Here is a 16078-nt window from a genome sequence, read left to right as displayed (position 1 = left end):
TTTTTATTGTATGGCTATAACGATTATTATTCTCGTACTGTCGGCTGCCTTTTTCATGAGTGGAAAGGTACGGTCTGACTTAGTGGCATTGTGTGCGCTGGTATTATTAATACTTTTCAATATCCTTACTCCGGAGGAAGCGCTTTCGGGCTTTTCCAATTCTGTTGTTATTATGATGATCGGTCTGTTTGTGGTGGGCGGAGCTATTTTCCAAACGGGGCTGGCAAAGATGATCAGTAGCCGTATCCTGAAGTTTGCGGGAACAAGCGAGTTGAAACTCTTTGTACTGATCATATTGGTGACAGCGGCTATCGGCGCTTTTGTCAGCAATACGGGAACGGTGGCATTGATGCTGCCTATTGTGGTCAGCATGGCCATGAGTGCCAATATCAATGTAAGCCGTCTGCTGATGCCTCTTGCTTTTGCCAGCAGTATGGGTGGTATGATGACGTTAATTGGTACTCCGCCTAACCTTGTGATACAGAATGCCTTGATTGAAGCCGGATATGAACGGCTCTCTTTCTTTACCTTCACTCCCGTGGGACTGGTATGTGTTACTGTCGGTCTGATTGTGCTGATCCCGCTGAGCAAGATATTCCTGACGAAGAAAACAGATAAAGAAACGCGGGGAAAGCATAAGAATAAGTCGCTTCAGGAATTGGCGGGGGAATATCAGTTATCGCAGAACCTGTATAGGGTGGAGGTCGAAGAATCTTCAGGAATTGTCGGTAAAACAATACAGGAGTTAGGGATTCCGCAGAGGTATCATGTGACAATTCTGGAAGTGCGTCGCCGATCGGTTTCATCCCGACACTTTTTTAAGACAAAAAAGCAGGAGATGGCAGAAGCGGGAACCCTGATTGAAGCAGAAGATATTCTTTATGTATTAGGGGAGTTTGAGAACGTGAAACGTTTTGTCGGTGAGAATCGTCTGGCTTTATTGGATACACATAAGACGGAAGGTAATTTGCATAATACGGATGAAGGTTTCGATTTTCAGGAGATAGGCATTGCCGAAATCTTGTTGCTGCCTACTGCCAATTTGATAAACAAACCGGTAAAAGCTTCCGGATTCAGGGAGAATTACAGCATTAATATATTGGGAATTCAGCGCAAGCGTGACTACTTGTTGAAAAACCTGAAGGATGAAAAAATGCATTCGGGAGATGTCTTGCTGGTACAGGGAAGTTGGGCAAACATTGCCAGGCTTGGTGAAGACCAGTCGCAATGGGTCGTTCTGGGGCAACCATTGGCTGAAGCAGCTAAAGTGACCTTGAACCATAAAGCACCGGTAGCGGCACTGATCATGTTGGGGATGATTATAACCATGATGTTCGACTTTATTCCGGTGGCCCCTGTGACGGCAGTAATTGTCGCAGCTCTGCTGATGGTGCTGACCGGATGTTTCCGCAATGTGGAAGAAGCTTATAAAACAATCAACTGGGAGAGTATTGTATTGATAGCGGGAATGTTGCCCATGTCATTGGCATTGGAGAAAACCGGGGCTTCGGAAGTGGTGTCGCAATCATTGGTGAACGGTCTGGGTACTTACGGGCCTTTTGCTTTGTTGGCAGGCATCTATTTCACTACTTCGCTGATGACGATGTTTATCAGCAATACGGCTACTGCGGTGCTGCTTGCTCCTATTGCGCTTCACTCTGCCGTACAGTTGGGACTGAATCCCTATCCGTTTCTGTTTGCCGTGACGGTGGCGGCGAGTATGTGTTTTGCTTCACCTTTCTCCACGCCGCCTAATGCATTGGTGATGCCGGCAGGACGCTATACATTTATGGATTATGTAAAAGTTGGTCTTCCGTTGCAGATCATTATGGGCGTGGTGATGGTGTTCGTGTTGCCGTTATTGTTTCCGTTTTAGTCTTTTAGGAGGGCTGGTTATCGGGAGTTTTCATGCCTGCCCGGTCACGGGACAACAGTCAGTTTGGCCAGGTAGTCATAATGTTTGCCCTCTTTTATCATTTCGGCCTTGAAGCCATTGTCGGCAGCATAGGCACTGAGGGTCTGGAAGTCGATATACAGCCAGTCGAAAGAATCACCTTGAATGTCTTTGTACTGCATGCGGAAGTCGATTTCTCCATAATAATCTCCGGCCAGGTCGATCAGGAAACTTCCGTCTTCATCTTCGAACAGATAGCGGAGGTCACTTGAATCCATCAGGATGCAACCATTCGGGCGGAGTATTTGTTTCATCTTACGGAAGAAGACAGGCATATTCTCCAAGCGTCCGATGATACCGGAACCGTTCATCAACATTAGTATGGTATCGAAAGTATCGGCAAAGTGTTCGTCGAACAGATTGACCTGACGAGCATCTTTTACTCCCTGGAGTTTCATCACTTCGACGGACAAAGGAGAGATGTCGATGGCAGAAACTTCTTTGCCGGCTTTCTGAAGAGCAAGGGCGTGGCAGCCACTTCCGGCGCCTACGTCGAGTATTCTTCCGGTAGCCATCTGAAGAGCTGTGCGTTCGAGCAGGGGCATCTGTCCGGCTTCGCGGAAAAGTTGTTTGACGGGTATTTCGTCTTCATCGAACTGAGAAGAAAATACACGCAGTCTGTCTGCCTTGTGATTGTGATAATAATCGGCTATGGCGGCACCCATCGGGTCTTTTTCTGCCGGGAGCAGGAATGTATCCATTGATTGGTTTTTAGTTGTTACAGCGGGCAAAGATAGGGAATTCACAGAAAAAGAGTATCTTTGTCCACGGAAAATATAGAATAAGAAAGGAAAGATTATGAGTTTAGAAGATGCAATTATGGGTGGGATTGTCTTTAAAGGAAAGAAAGAAGGCCCGAAAAAAGATGAAAATAAAGTAAAAACAAAAGCGAAGAAAACAACTTATATAAAGGGAACCCATGGTTCCGGAGCAGCCAAGATGAAAGCTGAAATTCGGAGAAAGAGGGCGAATAGACACAAACGGTAAATAACGATGAACGATAAACTGTTTGCAATATTAATGTGCAGCCTGTTTATCGTTCATTGTTTAGAAACATGCGTCGTTTATCGTTTTAGAACCGCTCCGGCAATATTTCGATCCAGTAATCATCCGGATCGTTGATAAAATACAGTCCCATGGCAGTATTCTCAAAGCATACGCAGTTCATTTCTTTGTGATATTGGCGTATGGCATCATAATCTCCCGTTACACGGAAGCAGAGATGGCTTTCGTTCTCTCCCAATTCATATGCTTCGGTATGGTCTCTCAGCCAAGTGAGTTCCAATAAGAATCCGGTGGTGCTATCTGTGAGATATACCAGAATAAAGGAACCGTCAGCGGCTTCTTTCCGGTGGTGTTCTTTCAGTCCCAGTGCTTTTTCGTAGAAAGCAATGCTGCGTTCCAGATCAGTCACATTGATGTTAAAGTGGTCAAATCTACTTTTTATTTCCATTGTTGCTAAGTTTATTTTGTTTTAGGTTAAAATAGAACTTATAAAGTTGCACCACAGATTATACTGATTAGGGCAGATTGTCTATATTAATAATCTAATTAAAATTCAATCTGTGTTTATCCGTGTAATCTGTGGTGGCTGATTTATTTCATAAATGCTTTTGTTATTTTACCTGCATAAGTTCTGGGCTGTCCTTCCATTGGTGTCGGGGCAGGAAGCTTCTGACATTCCAGTATGACAGACGGCTCGCTTTGTCCTGTAGGATAGAAACGTATGCTATATGTCTCTGCTTTCTCCAGTTGCTCGTAAGGCTGGTCGGGCGAGAGGATGCTGAATACAACAGGGCTTCCGGAAATTTTTCCTATGGATCCTCCGGCGTTAGCTGTCATCATGGTCATGTTGAAAGGATCGGAGCCGATAGCGATCACCAGTCGGCCTGCACCCATCTGGATGGCGTTGGCAGGGACTTGATCGGGAGCTACCTCTTTATAGCCAGGCATTGTGCTTGGAGGGGTAACAGGGATTGCGGGGGTAACCGTAGCTGCTTTTTCTACCTTTTCAGTTTCTTTTTCACCACCGATTACCACAACTTTCGGAGCGGTCACTACTGCCGGCTTTTTCGGAGCGGCTTCTGCTGCTGCGGCTTCCTGAGGTTTTTGGCTCAGTGCTTTTGCTGCCTCTTCAAAAAGGTTATCGGCAAAGTCTACCGTCTTCCTGCGCCATTTGGCAAGACCACGTACCAGTTTGGTTTTGGTTTTATTCAGTGCAAATTTATCGGTGATCCATTCTTCGGCTGTATATTTTTCTTTTTCACGATAAGTGTAGCGGATTTTTTCTATTTCCATTGTGCACTTCTGCGGCTGGCAGTTGACGGTGATTTGATAGGTCAGCCAAGTACGGTCCAAAGAAAGAGCGGTAGAGCTGAATACCAGCCACTCTTCGCCGGTTGCGGCAATGACACCTTGGTCTTTATATACCACGCGGCTATTGTTTTTGTTCTGGGCCATGCGTCCGTCAAGCCACTTGAGCATCCGTTCATAGATTTCGTCTTGTGACATGCCGGGAATGCTGAATTCGCGGCTGAAAACTACCCGTCCGTCAACTTCGGGCACGGCGCCCGCAAGGTATCTGCTGTCATCATCATCTTTGTCATTGTCTGCCCAAAGGGTTGCAGGCAGGCAAATCATAAATAACACGAGAAAAAATTGTGTCAGTTTGTTCATAATCGTATGTTTTATTTAGTTATATCTCAAAGCTTTCGCCCCGGTGAGTGATGGTGATGAAACGGCATCCACCGGCTTCGGCTATAGACCGGAAAGCATTACCTCCCTCGTAGTCTTCGCTGAAGTGCATGGGTACAAATATAGTAGTTTTTATTCGTTCGATGAATTGTTGGGCGCCTTTCATATAATCTTTTCCCATTCGGCGGTCGACGGGGAACATTACCAGATCGACGGCCGGAGCAGATTCCCGGAGAAATTTCACTTCTGCCAGAAAGTCGCCTTCGGCTTTGCGTATCTCTTGTTCGGTAGACTCTTCGCTCCAATGCCAATTGTTGAGGTCACCGGCATGGAAGATGCTTTTCCCTTGCAGATGAATCAGGAAGGAGATGCCTACGTCCGTAGAACCGAAAGCCTGAATGCGCAGTGTATCATCTTCGTACTCCTCACCTTTATTAATATAGATAGCATCTTCACTTTGTGCCCGATGATGCTTCAGGATATCTTTTGAGAAGATATAGATGATGTCTGGACGTTGCTCTTTCCAGGTCAGTATTTCCCGGTTAAAATGGTCGGGATGAAAATGTGAGGCAAGTACATACAGCTTGCCGGGTCGTTGGAGCAGACGGTCGTGTACGATACCTTTATTTCGTTCCGTTTCCGAAGAGTCCTTGTAATAATCAATGATAAGGGTTACACCTTCTGCTTCGATGGCGAACCCGCTGTGGTATATATAATCCAGAATCATAAGCGGATGTATTTTATGAATGCAATATTACGTATTATTTGTTGGTTGCGCAAGCACAATAACCGGAAATATCAAGGGGCAAGCCTCTCTTTCCGCCAGCTTCCGTCCGCTTGGAGGGTGTAGAGAAAGCGGTCGTGCAGTCGGTTGGCTCTACCCTGCCAGAACTCGATTCGTTCAGGGGTGACGGCATAGCCTCCCCAGTGTACCGGACGTTCCACTTCTCTGCCTACCCATCGGGCAGCTTCTGCAACGAAACTGCGAATCAATTGCATCCGGCTCTTCAACGGACGGCTTTGAGGAGAGATGCGTGCTCCGATGCGACTTTTGTAGGGGCGTTGGTGGAAGTAGGCGTCGGATTCACCGGCAGGGACTTTTGAGGAAATACCTTCAATGTGTACCTGTCTTTCCAGCGCATGCCAGACGAAAGAGAGAGAAATATACGGATTCTTTGCCAGATGACTGCCTTTACGGCTTTCATAATTGGTATAAAAGATAAATTTTCCGTCATGCAAATCTTTCAGCAATACGGTACGGGTCGATGGTCGCCCTTCGGGGGATACGGTACCTACCAGCATGGCTGTAGGTTCTTCTACCTGTGCATCGATAGCTTCGTGCAGCCATCGGTTGAAAAGAGAAAGCGGGTTGTCGGGAAGATCTCCTTCCTTCAGCCCGCCTTTGGTGTACTCCTGCCGGATGGCAGCGAGGTTGATAGTCTCACTCCCGGCCCCTCTTCCGTGAAGAGGGGAATCAGGATGTGTGGACGTATGATCGGTTGACATAAGCAATTACTTTAAATTTACATCGGTACTTCTATCAGTAATATCTTGGAGTCTTTCAGGGTTTCTATCTCAAAGCTTTTGGTTTCAGAGATTCCCAATCCGTCGCGGCGGGTCAGGATGATATCGTCTATTTTTATTTCTCCTTCGATGAGGAAAACGTAGACTCCCGTATCCGTTCCATGTATCTTGTATTCAAGCGTTTTTCCGGCTTCTGCTTCACCCATTGAGAACCAGGTGTCCTGTAGCAGTTTGGCTGGTGTACTGCCATCCGGTGACAGAATCAGGGCCAGTTCGTTTTTCTTCAGCAACCCCCGGATGTCGTAGTCCTGATAGAGTGGGTGGGTGTTTCGCTCTTTGGGCATGATCCATATTTGTAGAAACTCCACAGGTTCCGACTTGCTGCCGTTCATTTCACTATGATAGATGCCTGTTCCGGCACTCATCACCTGAATATCGCCAACAGTGATGGTACGGCTGTTCTTCTTACTGTCTCCGTGTGCCAGAAATCCCTTCAGGGGGATGGAGACGATTTCCATGTTCTTATGTGGGTGGGTCTGAAAACCTTCTCCCGGTGCGACACGATCGTCATTCAGCACTCGTAAAGCGCCGAAGTGGATGCGTTCGGGATTATAATATTCATCAAAGCTGAAACTGTGGTGGCTGTCAAGCCAGTCATATAAAGATCGTCCGCGGGTATCCGAGCGGTGAACTACCTTTTTCATAATGTATCCTTTCTTTTAAAATGTATTCTATAAGCCAAACAATTGGGAAGTATAAATGGTTTGAAGCGTTCACTTTTTTATTAGGAACAAGGGGAAGGAGGCGGTTCCAGAAGAGAAACAATCAGACTCTTGAAATCCGGTAAACAGAAGAGATTTGAATGCGTTCGGTAAATATGAGCCGGAGAAAATTTTGTTGAAAATATTATTATCTTATTTTTGTGCTTCCAAAATCCGCCAATAGTAAGAAGATATGAGAAAGTTATTGTATGTTATTCTGTTAGTACTGCTTCATTGTTTTATATCTCCGGTGTCTGTTTGCGCCGGAACGTTTTCTTTACCAGACAGTTTGATTACAGATGACAACGTATATAAGTATACATTCTCCGACTTTGAAAAAGCGCAGCAGATCATGGAGCAGTTGAGGAAACAGAAGTCGCTTCCTCCGTTCCGCTTGGATGTGGTGGAAGGCGATTTGTATTTCAATGTAGGGCAATACTACTGGGCGTTGAAATTCTATAAGCGTGCTTTGGAAAGTGACTCGGTGCTCAATAGTGATAAAAACTATATGGAACAGGTGCACCGTATGATTTCGTGTTACGACTGTTTGCACAATGAGAATAAAAAGGCACAGTATGTGGATTTGCTTTTGAAGAGGGCTGAACTGTGTGATGATAAAGCGATGCAGTCCGTTGCTCTGTTTAATATGGGGAAGATGCTCTATTATCAGGGTAATAAGGATAAGGGATATGAATTTATGGAGCAGGCGGTAGCGATGATGGAAAAAACAGATTACCCATATAAGTACGATAACCTGCGCTATAATTACAATACTTTGCTGATATTTCAGGAGTCGGACAGGCGTAGTGAAGAGGCCCTGAAAACACTGGCTGCATTAGAAAGGATTGTGACGGAAGAGACCGGCAGTGAGATACCGATGGAGGGATTGAGCGGAAAGGAAAAAAAGGCAATGTACGCCCATTACGCTGTGGTTCTTTTCCGGTTGGGGCGGTCGGAAGAGGCTGACCGCTATTACCGGCTATTTTTGTCAGTAAGTAAGGAATACGATCGCGATGACTACCTGATTATGCCTTATCTGTTCGATCGGAAGATGTATGATCAGGTGATCCGCATGAATTCCGCTCGTGAAAAGGTATATGTCACGCGGAAAGATACGGTAAATTATTATATGGTCACCATTAAGAAGTCCCTCGGGCGTGCCTATCGGGATAAAGGTGATTACCGGACTGCTGCAAGATATTTTGAACAGCTGGCTGTGTTGCGTGATAGCATTAAGGCCAGAGAGCAGAAAAGTGCTGCATTGGAACTGGCAGCGGTTTATGAAACGAATGAAAAGGATATGTTTATTCAGCAGCAAGCCGCTGATATGCGGATGAGGAATGCCTTGCTGATATTTGTGGTCTGTATTGTTTTTCTGTTAGGGGTACTTTTATGGAGAACCATCCGACATAACCGTACCATACGCCGTAAGAATAAGGCAATGGTAGGAACCATCGAGGATTTGCTGGTTCACAAAGAAGAACTCTACCGGAAAAAAGAGGAGAACCATCTATTGAAAGAACAGTTACAGAAAGAGCGGGAAGTACGGACGTATATAGATGGAAATGCATTGCAGGCAGAAGAGCCCGGAAAGTCGGATGTTCCTGTCGATCCGGAGCCCGAGACGGAAGATAACAATGCGGTACACGATAAAATGCTGTTCGACAAACTGGAGCGTGAAATCATTAACCGGCAGTTATATCTTCAGCCGGACTTTTCGAGAGAGGAGTTAATCAAGACAATCTACATTCCCAAGAATAAGTTTGCGCCGCTTTTTAAGCAATATGCCGGAATGAGTTTTTCAAAATACATTAATAATCTTCGTTTGGAGTATGCTGCCAAGATGCTGAAAGATTACCCCGATTATACAGTAGACACGATAGCCCAGGAGTGTGGAATGTCTACCCAATCTTTTTATCGTCTCTTTTCCGGTAAATTTGGGGTGACTCCTACCGATTTTCAGGTAGGAGTACAACGTGTTAGTAATAAGGAAATTACTGAGTGAAAGTGAAAAAATGAGAGACTAAGAGTGAAAAAATGAGAGAATAACCCACTTCAAGTATTTTGATCTGTAAATCTTTCCCTTTACCTTTGAACCACATCAACGAATCTGGTTTAGGTGATGTACTGTACCCAAAATCTGCCGGGAGTTTTCTCCCGGCAGATTATTCTCAGCAAGGCCGGTCACTGCATCAGGCTATTAGAAAATTTCACAGAGTTAATCTTTTAAAAAACACGTATTGTTATGATTAGGAAAGCATTCAAAGTAGGTGATACAATCACCATCAAACGTACCTCACATGCAGGTACTGGTTATCGTTACGCTTTAGTACGCCTGACTGGTGGAGTTGCCCTTGTGGAGGAATTGTCAGAAGATGCCGATACCTTGGGTGGAATGTCTGTACAGTCTTTTACCTTCCAGTTTTTGCAGCCGGGACAGGTAGAGATTCAGTTTGCCTATTATCGTGATGTCACGGGAGTTCTTTACGAAGACGTATTCCCTTATACAGTAGTTACTTCCGAAAAAGCGGATATAATAATAGGAGGCTGGGGAGAATTTGAACCGTTGACGGATCAGGATAAAGAATTGTTCCAGACCTGCATGACTTTGAAAGGGGTGGATTACACTCCACTTCTGGTTGCCAAACAACTGGTAAGCGGCTATAACTACCGCTTCATCTGTATGACTAAAACAGTAACCCGCGAGCCCAAGTATGGTTTTGCTAAAGTAACTATTTATGCTCCTCTGAAGGGAGAGCCTTTGTTAGAGAGCATTGTGGAATACTGATGAAAAAAGGGTGAACCGAAGGCACATAAATAGAGAATGCTAAATAGTAATCCCGGACATTATGTATTTCATCCGGGTCCCCCCCTTGGATTAAGCCTGCCGTTTCTTGAGAAAGAAGTGGCAGGCATTATTGTTTGTTACACATCACTTTTTCGTGTTGCTCTTTTCTAAGCATTGCCCAGTTTCACTTCATTCACTAAAGGTTTCCGGTTCTTGAAGTCCCGTATGTTCTCCAAAGTCGTTGCTGCAATATTAGCCAGAGCCTCGCGGGTAAAGAATGCTTGATGAGAAGTTACGATCACGTTATTAAATGACAGCAAACGTGCCAGCACATCGTCGTCGATGATACGGTCCGATTTATCTTCGTAGAAGTATTCGCTTTCTTCTTCATAAACATCCAGTCCGGCCGAACCGATCTTTTTATTTTTTAATCCTTCGATCAGCGCATTGGTATGAATCAGCTGTCCCCGTCCGGTATTGATGATCATTACTCCGTCTTTCATTTTGCTGATCGAGTAGTCATTGATCAGATACTTTGTCTGTTCAGTGAGCGGGCAGTGCAATGATATGATATCCGAGCTGTGGTATAATTCATCGAGCGTCGTATATACTATCTGGTTCTCCCGTGCAAAGTTATAATCCGGATATAGGTCATAGGCCAATATGTTCATGCCGAATCCTTTGAGGATGTGTATCAGTATTTTTGCAATCTTTCCCGTACCGATGATACCTGCTGTTTTTCCGTGCATATCGAAACCTAACAGTCCATGCAGAGAGAAGTTCCCATCCCGTGTACGCCACGAAGCTCTCGGAATCTTCCGGTTGAGTGAAAGCATCAGGGCAACCGTATATTCGGCTACGGCATACGGTGAATAGGCCGGGACGCGGACAACGGTTACTCCGTTTTCGGCAGCGGCTTTTAAGTCTACATTATTATATCCGGCACAGCGAAGAGCGAGTAATTTTACCCCGTTGGCGGCCATTGTTTTTATTACTTCAGCATCAGCTGTGTCGTTCACGAAAATGCAGACAGCATCCACTCCCTGGGTCAGCAGCACGTTGTGCCGGTTCAAGTGACCTTTGAAAAATCGGAGTTCGAATCCGAATTCTTTGTTTTTTTCGTTGAAAGAAGCTTCATCGTAGGGTTTGGTACCAAAAAATGCGATTGTATATGCCATAGTTTTCCTATTTTATATTCTATAATATAAAAACGTTTAGCAATGGAGTAATGTTTGGCTTTCGGGGTGTCTTTTCTTGCGATGTTTTCTTATTCGTTTCAATCGAAACAGTTTGTGTTTCCAATTAATTTGTTGGTGAAAACGTAATTAGATGCACAAAAATATTCGTCATGTGCAATATTATTGTACCTTTGCGCCCGAAATAACTTAAAAAAGATTTAGATGAGAAAATTATTCTTGATTAGCATCGGGTTGCTAATCGTTTCAACTTCAACTTTTGCGGGAGGTCTCCTGACAAATACCAATCAGCACGTATTGTTTTTGAGAATGTTGGCTCGTGATGCTTCTACACAAATTGACGCAGTATATTCCAATCCGGCAGGTGTCGCCTTCATGGAAGATGGTTTTCATCTGTCTCTCAACGGACAGAGTGCTTTCCAGACAAGAACCATCACTTCTACTTTCGCTCCGTTTGCAGGCTTTGGCGGAAACGCTACAAAAGTATATAAAGGTGAAGCTTCGGCTCCGTTCATCCCCAGTGTATTTGCAGTATATAAGAAGGATAAGTGGGCATTCTCCGGGAATTTTGCAGTAACCGGTGGTGGTGGTAAGGCTACCTTTAATGAGGGATTGGGTTCATTCGAGTCATTGGTATCTGTAGTGCCCGGAATGATGGTAGCTGCCGGTAAAGAAATGGTAGACGGAGGCATTCTGCCGATTAATATCTTTGAAGGTACCAATAAATACTCGGTTGACAGCTATATGCGTGGTAAGCAGATGATTTTTGGTCTTCAACTGGGAGCATCTTATAAAATCACCGATTACTTGTCTGCATTTGCCGGTGTACGTATGAATTACGTAAGCAATGGATATGAAGGACATATTCGTAACATTGAAGCTAATATCGGTGGAGGGGAAATGGTAAATGTGAACAAATATTTCAGTGATTATGCCAAGCAAGCCAGAACAGCTGCAGATGCTTATCTGGCAGCGAATGATATGGTTAATTATGCAAAATATGATGCTATCGCAAAGAAAGCGACCGGTGTTGCAGAATTGACGGCTGATAAAGAGTTGGACTGCGACCAGACAGGTTGGGGGGTAACTCCTATTTTGGGCTTGGACTTTAAGATGAATAAGTGGAACATTGGTGTAAAATATGAGTTCAACACCAAACTGAATGTAGAGAACAAGACTCGTATAGATAATACAGGGCTGTTTGCGAATGGAGTAAATACTCCGCACGATATTCCGGCTTTGTTGACAGTAGGTGTTTCTTATGAAATTCTTCCGGTACTTCGTGCTTCAGTTGGTTATCATCATTTCTTTGATACCAGTGCACGTATGGCCGATGCTAAAGATCCTGTGACCGGCCAGACTATGGGTAAACAGCATTTCATCAAACAAGGTACTAACGAATATTTGGGTGGTATCGAATGGGATGTTTGTAAATGGGCCCAGGTAAGTGCCGGTATGCAACGTACCAAATATGGTGTAGGTGATAATTACCAGAGCGATATGAGTTTTGCAGTTAGTTCTTATTCATACGGTTTTGGTGCCGGATTCGACATTACGAAGAACCTGAAACTGAACGTTGCTTATTTCTGGACTGATTACGATAAATATACCAAAGAGACTCCTAATTATGGAGGTACAGGAATCTCCGGAAAGGATGTCTTTACTCGTACCAATAAAGTATTCGGTATCGGTCTCGACTATAAGTTCTGATACAAGGCTTCTACTAATCTTTATTAATATAACTCTCAAGAAGGATCGGATTACTCAAATAATCCGGTCCTTTTTCATTTAACCTCCTATATTAAGATTATCTTTGTGTTCTAATCCCGAAAGATATGAGAGACACATTTTTTCTTTTCTTTGCTGCATTGAGCTTTGCATGCGTTTCTTGCAGCCGGACTAATCCCGTGAAAGAGCCCGATATTCTGAAAGTGGAGCTGAAAGAAACTCCTGTTTCCGTTTCCGAACTGTTTTCTAAAGTTGAAGTGATTCCGTTGGAAACCTCGGACAGTTGCCTGCTGGCCACAATTTTGAGAGTGCTTGTTTCCGGAGATACTACTTATATATTGACTCAGGATTATCCTACTTTCAGGCATATCACGTTGATGGCTTTTGATAAAAAAGGGAACTATCTCCGTTCTATCGGGAGAGTAGGGCAAGGTCCCGGTGAATATTCACAGATTTATGATGCAGTCATTAATGACCAACGAAAACTGGTGTATATGCTGTCTCCTTTCGGTTCGATGTATACCTATCGGCTGGACGGTTCGTTTATAGATAAAAAGATACTGCCGGAGAAGATAAACTTCCAGAAGATAGGATTGACTCCGGGCGGTGACCTGTTGACGTGGTCGGCACTGAACAAAGATGACGGGGCTTGCGTCATGCGGTTGGAGCCCGATTCGGCGAAGTTGATCAATGAGTTCTGGTCTGATCACTTCTGTCTGAACTGGGCTTGTTGGGATGTATTTTATTCTTATCAGGGTAAAGCCTACTTTTCTCCTACGTTTTATGAAGAAGTTTACGAAATCACACGGGATAGCCTTCGTGTAGCTTATCGCTGGGATATGGGAGAACAGAATATAAATATAGAGCAGTATCATTTTAATTCAGGGCCGGATACACGCAAGGAAGAGGAAGAACGGCTGAGGGAATACCGTAAAACGGGTAAGATAGCCTTTAATTTCACCAAGCAATATCAGACGGATAAATACTACTATGCGCAATTATTCAGTATGTCATCCTATCCCCAAAGGAAACTTACAAATCTTCTTTATCGCAAAAAGGATGGAGTTGTTTTTTATTTTGAGAAGACACGGGAGGGCATCCGGATCAGCCCGGAGGTGGTGACTGAGGACTTTATGCTTTGCATCGTTCCGACCGAGGAGTTGGAAAATTATAAGAGTATACTTCCCGAGGGAGAATATCGGGCATTAAGTAAAAGAGTGGAAGATGATAATCCCTGTGTGGTGAAATTTTATTTTTAGCCCCATCTCCGTAGGGTAATAACAGAGACGGGGCTGGGTTCGTCCTTGGACTTTTTTTACGTTAGAGTTCAGAGAGATTTATAAAAAGTTAGAACGAATATTGTACCAATGCGTTCATGCGGTTGGCATGACGGGTATTGCTACTGAAGTCCGTACGCCATCCTCTCAGATATTCGGCGCCTACCTGTAAGTTGCTGGTTACGTTCCAAAACAGGTTAGCCACCAGATATTGGCCCTTCCGGTACATATCGGGTACATCGCTTGGATACGTGTGTTCCGAGTAGAGGCGTGACAAACTGTAAGTGCCCGATACAAATACATCTTTGCTGATGTTGTATTGCAATCCGGCGAACCATCCCAACATGGGGAGCGTCTGCATGCGCCCTTCTTTTTCCGGGTTAGGAACAATATCCACATTCAGGTTGCTCAAGTCGTTCAGATATTGTCCGATACCCCTTCCGTAATTCACCTGTCCGTATACTTGCCATTTCGGAGTTACGTTGAAGGAAGTCGAAGCTTGAAGTCCGTATCCGGCTTTTGAGTGCGCCTTATTGTCTACGGAACTTGAATAAGTCATGCTGCGAACGATGGCAGCTAACTTCAGGTGGCTGTTGGCATTCCAGTTATACTGTGCTGAGGCAGTGAAGTCGGGCATACGCTGGGTGTTGATGGTGAGATACTGATTCGTGGTACCGTCTACCGATGGCATTTTGACACCGACGCCGAATTTCCAGTTCTTCAGCTTGTCACACATATAGCTCAATTGAGTGGTTCGATAGAAAGCCGAGCCGTTAGGGCCTGCAAAGTCGATGGTAGGAGGCAGGGCGGCAAGGTCCATAAAGTTACCATAGCTGTATCCCAGAGTAAAGCCGAGGAAGGTAGCATAAGCATTCTGCAACTCGAAAGTCTTTCCGTCTCCACGGAAGTTTGCAGCAGTATAAACCACGAAGTCACCCAGACGTTTGGTATGTCCCACCAGTTTCAGGAAAAGAGTCGAAGTGCTGATATCCATCTGGAACTGATTGCGTGCACGGTCGGCAGAGCTTTTATTAGGAATCAGCGCCGGATAGAAGTCTACATCTTTCACAATTCCCCCGAAGTCATATTCGGCGGTTGCCCGTACATATCCGCCGATACCCAGTGCGAACTTTCCTTGCCGGTCGGTCAGTACGAAGCGTGGAGCCTTCGGTTCCTGGAAACGCGGAAGACGCGTCTCGTTCATGATCCGGATAATCTCGTCTCCGGCTTTGTCGGTCGATACAAACATCACGGAGTTCGGTTCTTCATCTTCGATGATTACTTTTTTCTGGGCATGTGCCGCTACAGGCAAGAGTCCCAATCCGAGTAGCATAGCTACAGATCTAAAAAATGTTTTCATTATAAGTTAAGTTTTAAGTGAATTGCCCTATTGAACAACTTAAATGGGAAATGGTTGAAGGGCCGAGGGAAAAATCGCCAAATTATGCGGAAGAATTGCTATAGGACAGACCGTTTAAAATGCGAATCTTTGCATATTCGATAATCAGAAAGAAAGAAGAGCAATGGAAAAGATGAATATTACCCATAAGATAGTGGCTATGCAGCCCGAACTGGAACATTTTGCCTATAAACTGACTGCTGACCGGGAGTCGGCCAATGATCTGGTACAGGATTGTCTGTTGAAGGCATTGGACAACAAAGAAAAATTTGTGCATACCCAGAATTTCAAGGGATGGATGTATACCATCATGCGCAATATCTTTATCAATAATTACCGTAAGTCGTTACGTGAAGTGGATATGACCGATTCCACCTATAATCTCTATGCGCAAACCATGACGGAAGGTGAGGACGGCAACCGCTTTGAAACAATTTACGATCTGAAGGAACTCTATAAGGTGATTAATGCCGTTCCCGAAGAGTTGAAGAAGCCTTTCCTGATGTTTGTTGCCGGATTCAAGTATCGTGAGATAGCTGAGAAGATGGATTTGCCGGTAGGGACTATCAAGAGCCGTCTGTTCCTGATCCGCAAAAGATTACAGCAGGATTTGAAAGACTTCTCGTAAGAGCGCTTATTAAGATCGATGCCGGATTTTCCGGAAGTATGAATGGGCTTTTGCAACTCTGTGACAAGAGTAAAAAGAATAGTGTGTTAAGTGTTTGTTATGTTGTACCCGGACGGGGCATTACATTAT

At 44.6% G+C, this 16078-nt stretch carries 15 protein-coding genes; 7 read left to right on the top strand and 8 right to left on the bottom strand.

Features of this window, described 5'->3' with window-relative positions; genetic code table 11:
* The first annotated feature begins 10 nt into the window (after nt 1-10).
* Nucleotides 11-1876: an SLC13 family permease gene (locus ISX59_RS03355; protein WP_022011514.1), complete on the top strand. Its 1866-nt coding sequence runs from the start codon at nt 11-13 to the stop codon at nt 1874-1876.
* 44 nt (nt 1877-1920) lie between these two features.
* Here ISX59_RS03355 and ISX59_RS03350 read toward each other — a convergent pair whose 3' ends face one another.
* Entirely contained in the window at nt 1921-2655 is a 735-nt protein-coding gene (locus ISX59_RS03350; protein WP_032530179.1) for a bifunctional 2-polyprenyl-6-hydroxyphenol methylase/3-demethylubiquinol 3-O-methyltransferase UbiG, read from the bottom strand.
* 97 nt (nt 2656-2752) lie between these two features.
* On the opposite strand from ISX59_RS03350, the gene ISX59_RS03345 reads away from it, so the two are divergent.
* A complete protein-coding gene (locus ISX59_RS03345; RefSeq protein WP_005776115.1) occupies nt 2753-2941 on the top strand; it encodes a hypothetical protein in 189 nt (62 codons plus the stop codon).
* Nucleotides 2942-3026: 85 nt separating this feature from the next.
* Here ISX59_RS03345 and ISX59_RS03340 read toward each other — a convergent pair whose 3' ends face one another.
* The 5 genes from ISX59_RS03340 to ISX59_RS03320 form a co-directional block, all read right to left on the bottom strand.
* Nucleotides 3027-3407, bottom strand: coding sequence for a VOC family protein (locus tag ISX59_RS03340; protein WP_005776116.1), 381 nt, complete (start codon nt 3405-3407; stop codon nt 3027-3029).
* Between the two features lie 143 nt (nt 3408-3550).
* A complete protein-coding gene (locus tag ISX59_RS03335; protein WP_005776117.1) occupies nt 3551-4630 on the bottom strand; it encodes a DUF4468 domain-containing protein in 1080 nt (359 codons plus the stop codon).
* Between the two features lie 19 nt (nt 4631-4649).
* Nucleotides 4650-5375, bottom strand: coding sequence for an MBL fold metallo-hydrolase (locus ISX59_RS03330; protein WP_005776118.1), 726 nt, complete (start codon nt 5373-5375; stop codon nt 4650-4652).
* A gap of 71 nt (nt 5376-5446) precedes the next feature.
* Nucleotides 5447-6154: a pyridoxamine 5'-phosphate oxidase gene (gene pdxH, locus ISX59_RS03325; protein WP_080714202.1), complete on the bottom strand. Its 708-nt coding sequence runs from the start codon at nt 6152-6154 to the stop codon at nt 5447-5449.
* Nucleotides 6155-6171: 17 nt separating this feature from the next.
* Nucleotides 6172-6876: a pirin family protein gene (locus tag ISX59_RS03320; RefSeq protein ID WP_032530180.1), complete on the bottom strand. Its 705-nt coding sequence runs from the start codon at nt 6874-6876 to the stop codon at nt 6172-6174.
* Nucleotides 6877-7126: 250 nt separating this feature from the next.
* Here ISX59_RS03320 and ISX59_RS03315 point away from each other — a divergent pair, with 250 nt between their 5' ends.
* Together ISX59_RS03315 and ISX59_RS03310 are read left to right on the top strand one after the other, a co-directional pair.
* Complete coding sequence (locus ISX59_RS03315; RefSeq protein WP_032535977.1) at nt 7127-8938, top strand: helix-turn-helix domain-containing protein; 1812 nt, start codon at nt 7127-7129, stop codon at nt 8936-8938.
* 240 nt (nt 8939-9178) lie between these two features.
* The gene (locus ISX59_RS03310; RefSeq protein ID WP_032530181.1) at nt 9179-9721 is read left to right on the top strand and encodes a protease inhibitor I42 family protein; all 543 of its coding nucleotides are present in this window, start codon (nt 9179-9181) and stop codon (nt 9719-9721) included.
* Nucleotides 9722-9888: 167 nt separating this feature from the next.
* Here the strand turns inward: ISX59_RS03310 and ISX59_RS03305 are convergent, their stop codons facing one another.
* Nucleotides 9889-10899: a 2-hydroxyacid dehydrogenase gene (locus ISX59_RS03305; protein ID WP_005776126.1), complete on the bottom strand. Its 1011-nt coding sequence runs from the start codon at nt 10897-10899 to the stop codon at nt 9889-9891.
* Between the two features lie 222 nt (nt 10900-11121).
* Between ISX59_RS03305 and ISX59_RS03300 the strand changes: the two genes are divergently transcribed.
* Both ISX59_RS03300 and ISX59_RS03295 read left to right on the top strand, forming a co-directional pair.
* The gene (locus ISX59_RS03300; RefSeq protein WP_220575676.1) at nt 11122-12627 is read left to right on the top strand and encodes an OmpP1/FadL family transporter; all 1506 of its coding nucleotides are present in this window, start codon (nt 11122-11124) and stop codon (nt 12625-12627) included.
* 125 nt (nt 12628-12752) lie between these two features.
* Nucleotides 12753-13904 carry a 6-bladed beta-propeller gene (locus tag ISX59_RS03295; protein ID WP_032539824.1) on the top strand — a complete coding sequence of 384 codons (1152 nt, stop codon included), beginning with the start codon at nt 12753-12755 and terminating at the stop codon, nt 13902-13904.
* Nucleotides 13905-13992: 88 nt separating this feature from the next.
* Here ISX59_RS03295 and ISX59_RS03290 read toward each other — a convergent pair whose 3' ends face one another.
* On the bottom strand, nt 13993-15282 hold the full coding sequence (locus ISX59_RS03290; RefSeq protein ID WP_220575675.1) for a DcaP family trimeric outer membrane transporter: 1290 nt from the start codon (nt 15280-15282) through the stop codon (nt 13993-13995).
* 163 nt (nt 15283-15445) lie between these two features.
* On the opposite strand from ISX59_RS03290, the gene ISX59_RS03285 reads away from it, so the two are divergent.
* Nucleotides 15446-15949: an RNA polymerase sigma factor gene (locus ISX59_RS03285; protein WP_005809512.1), complete on the top strand. Its 504-nt coding sequence runs from the start codon at nt 15446-15448 to the stop codon at nt 15947-15949.
* Nucleotides 15950-16078: the final 129 nt, after the last annotated feature.

Source organism: Bacteroides sp. FSHCM14E1, assembly GCF_019633785.1.
GTDB classification, from domain to species: Bacteria; Bacteroidota; Bacteroidia; order Bacteroidales; family Bacteroidaceae; genus Bacteroides; species Bacteroides hominis.
Note: the sequence above shows the minus strand (reverse complement) of the source record. Positions and strands in the feature narration are given on the sequence as shown.

Coding starts and splice junctions, on each gene's coding strand:
- ISX59_RS03290 (WP_220575675.1), bottom strand. CDS start 15,282: ATGAAAACATTTTTTAGATCTGTAGCTATGCTACTCGGATTGGGACTC.
- pdxH (WP_080714202.1), bottom strand. CDS start 6,154: ATGTCAACCGATCATACGTCCACACATCCTGATTCCCCTCTTCACGGA.
- ISX59_RS03300 (WP_220575676.1), top strand. CDS start 11,122: ATGAGAAAATTATTCTTGATTAGCATCGGGTTGCTAATCGTTTCAACT.
- ISX59_RS03285 (WP_005809512.1), top strand. CDS start 15,446: ATGGAAAAGATGAATATTACCCATAAGATAGTGGCTATGCAGCCCGAA.
- ISX59_RS03350 (WP_032530179.1), bottom strand. CDS start 2,655: ATGGATACATTCCTGCTCCCGGCAGAAAAAGACCCGATGGGTGCCGCC.
- ISX59_RS03315 (WP_032535977.1), top strand. CDS start 7,127: ATGAGAAAGTTATTGTATGTTATTCTGTTAGTACTGCTTCATTGTTTT.
- ISX59_RS03310 (WP_032530181.1), top strand. CDS start 9,179: ATGATTAGGAAAGCATTCAAAGTAGGTGATACAATCACCATCAAACGT.
- ISX59_RS03295 (WP_032539824.1), top strand. CDS start 12,753: ATGAGAGACACATTTTTTCTTTTCTTTGCTGCATTGAGCTTTGCATGC.
- ISX59_RS03305 (WP_005776126.1), bottom strand. CDS start 10,899: ATGGCATATACAATCGCATTTTTTGGTACCAAACCCTACGATGAAGCT.
- ISX59_RS03355 (WP_022011514.1), top strand. CDS start 11: ATGGCTATAACGATTATTATTCTCGTACTGTCGGCTGCCTTTTTCATG.
- ISX59_RS03335 (WP_005776117.1), bottom strand. CDS start 4,630: ATGAACAAACTGACACAATTTTTTCTCGTGTTATTTATGATTTGCCTG.
- ISX59_RS03330 (WP_005776118.1), bottom strand. CDS start 5,375: ATGATTCTGGATTATATATACCACAGCGGGTTCGCCATCGAAGCAGAA.
- ISX59_RS03345 (WP_005776115.1), top strand. CDS start 2,753: ATGAGTTTAGAAGATGCAATTATGGGTGGGATTGTCTTTAAAGGAAAG.
- ISX59_RS03340 (WP_005776116.1), bottom strand. CDS start 3,407: ATGGAAATAAAAAGTAGATTTGACCACTTTAACATCAATGTGACTGAT.
- ISX59_RS03320 (WP_032530180.1), bottom strand. CDS start 6,876: ATGAAAAAGGTAGTTCACCGCTCGGATACCCGCGGACGATCTTTATAT.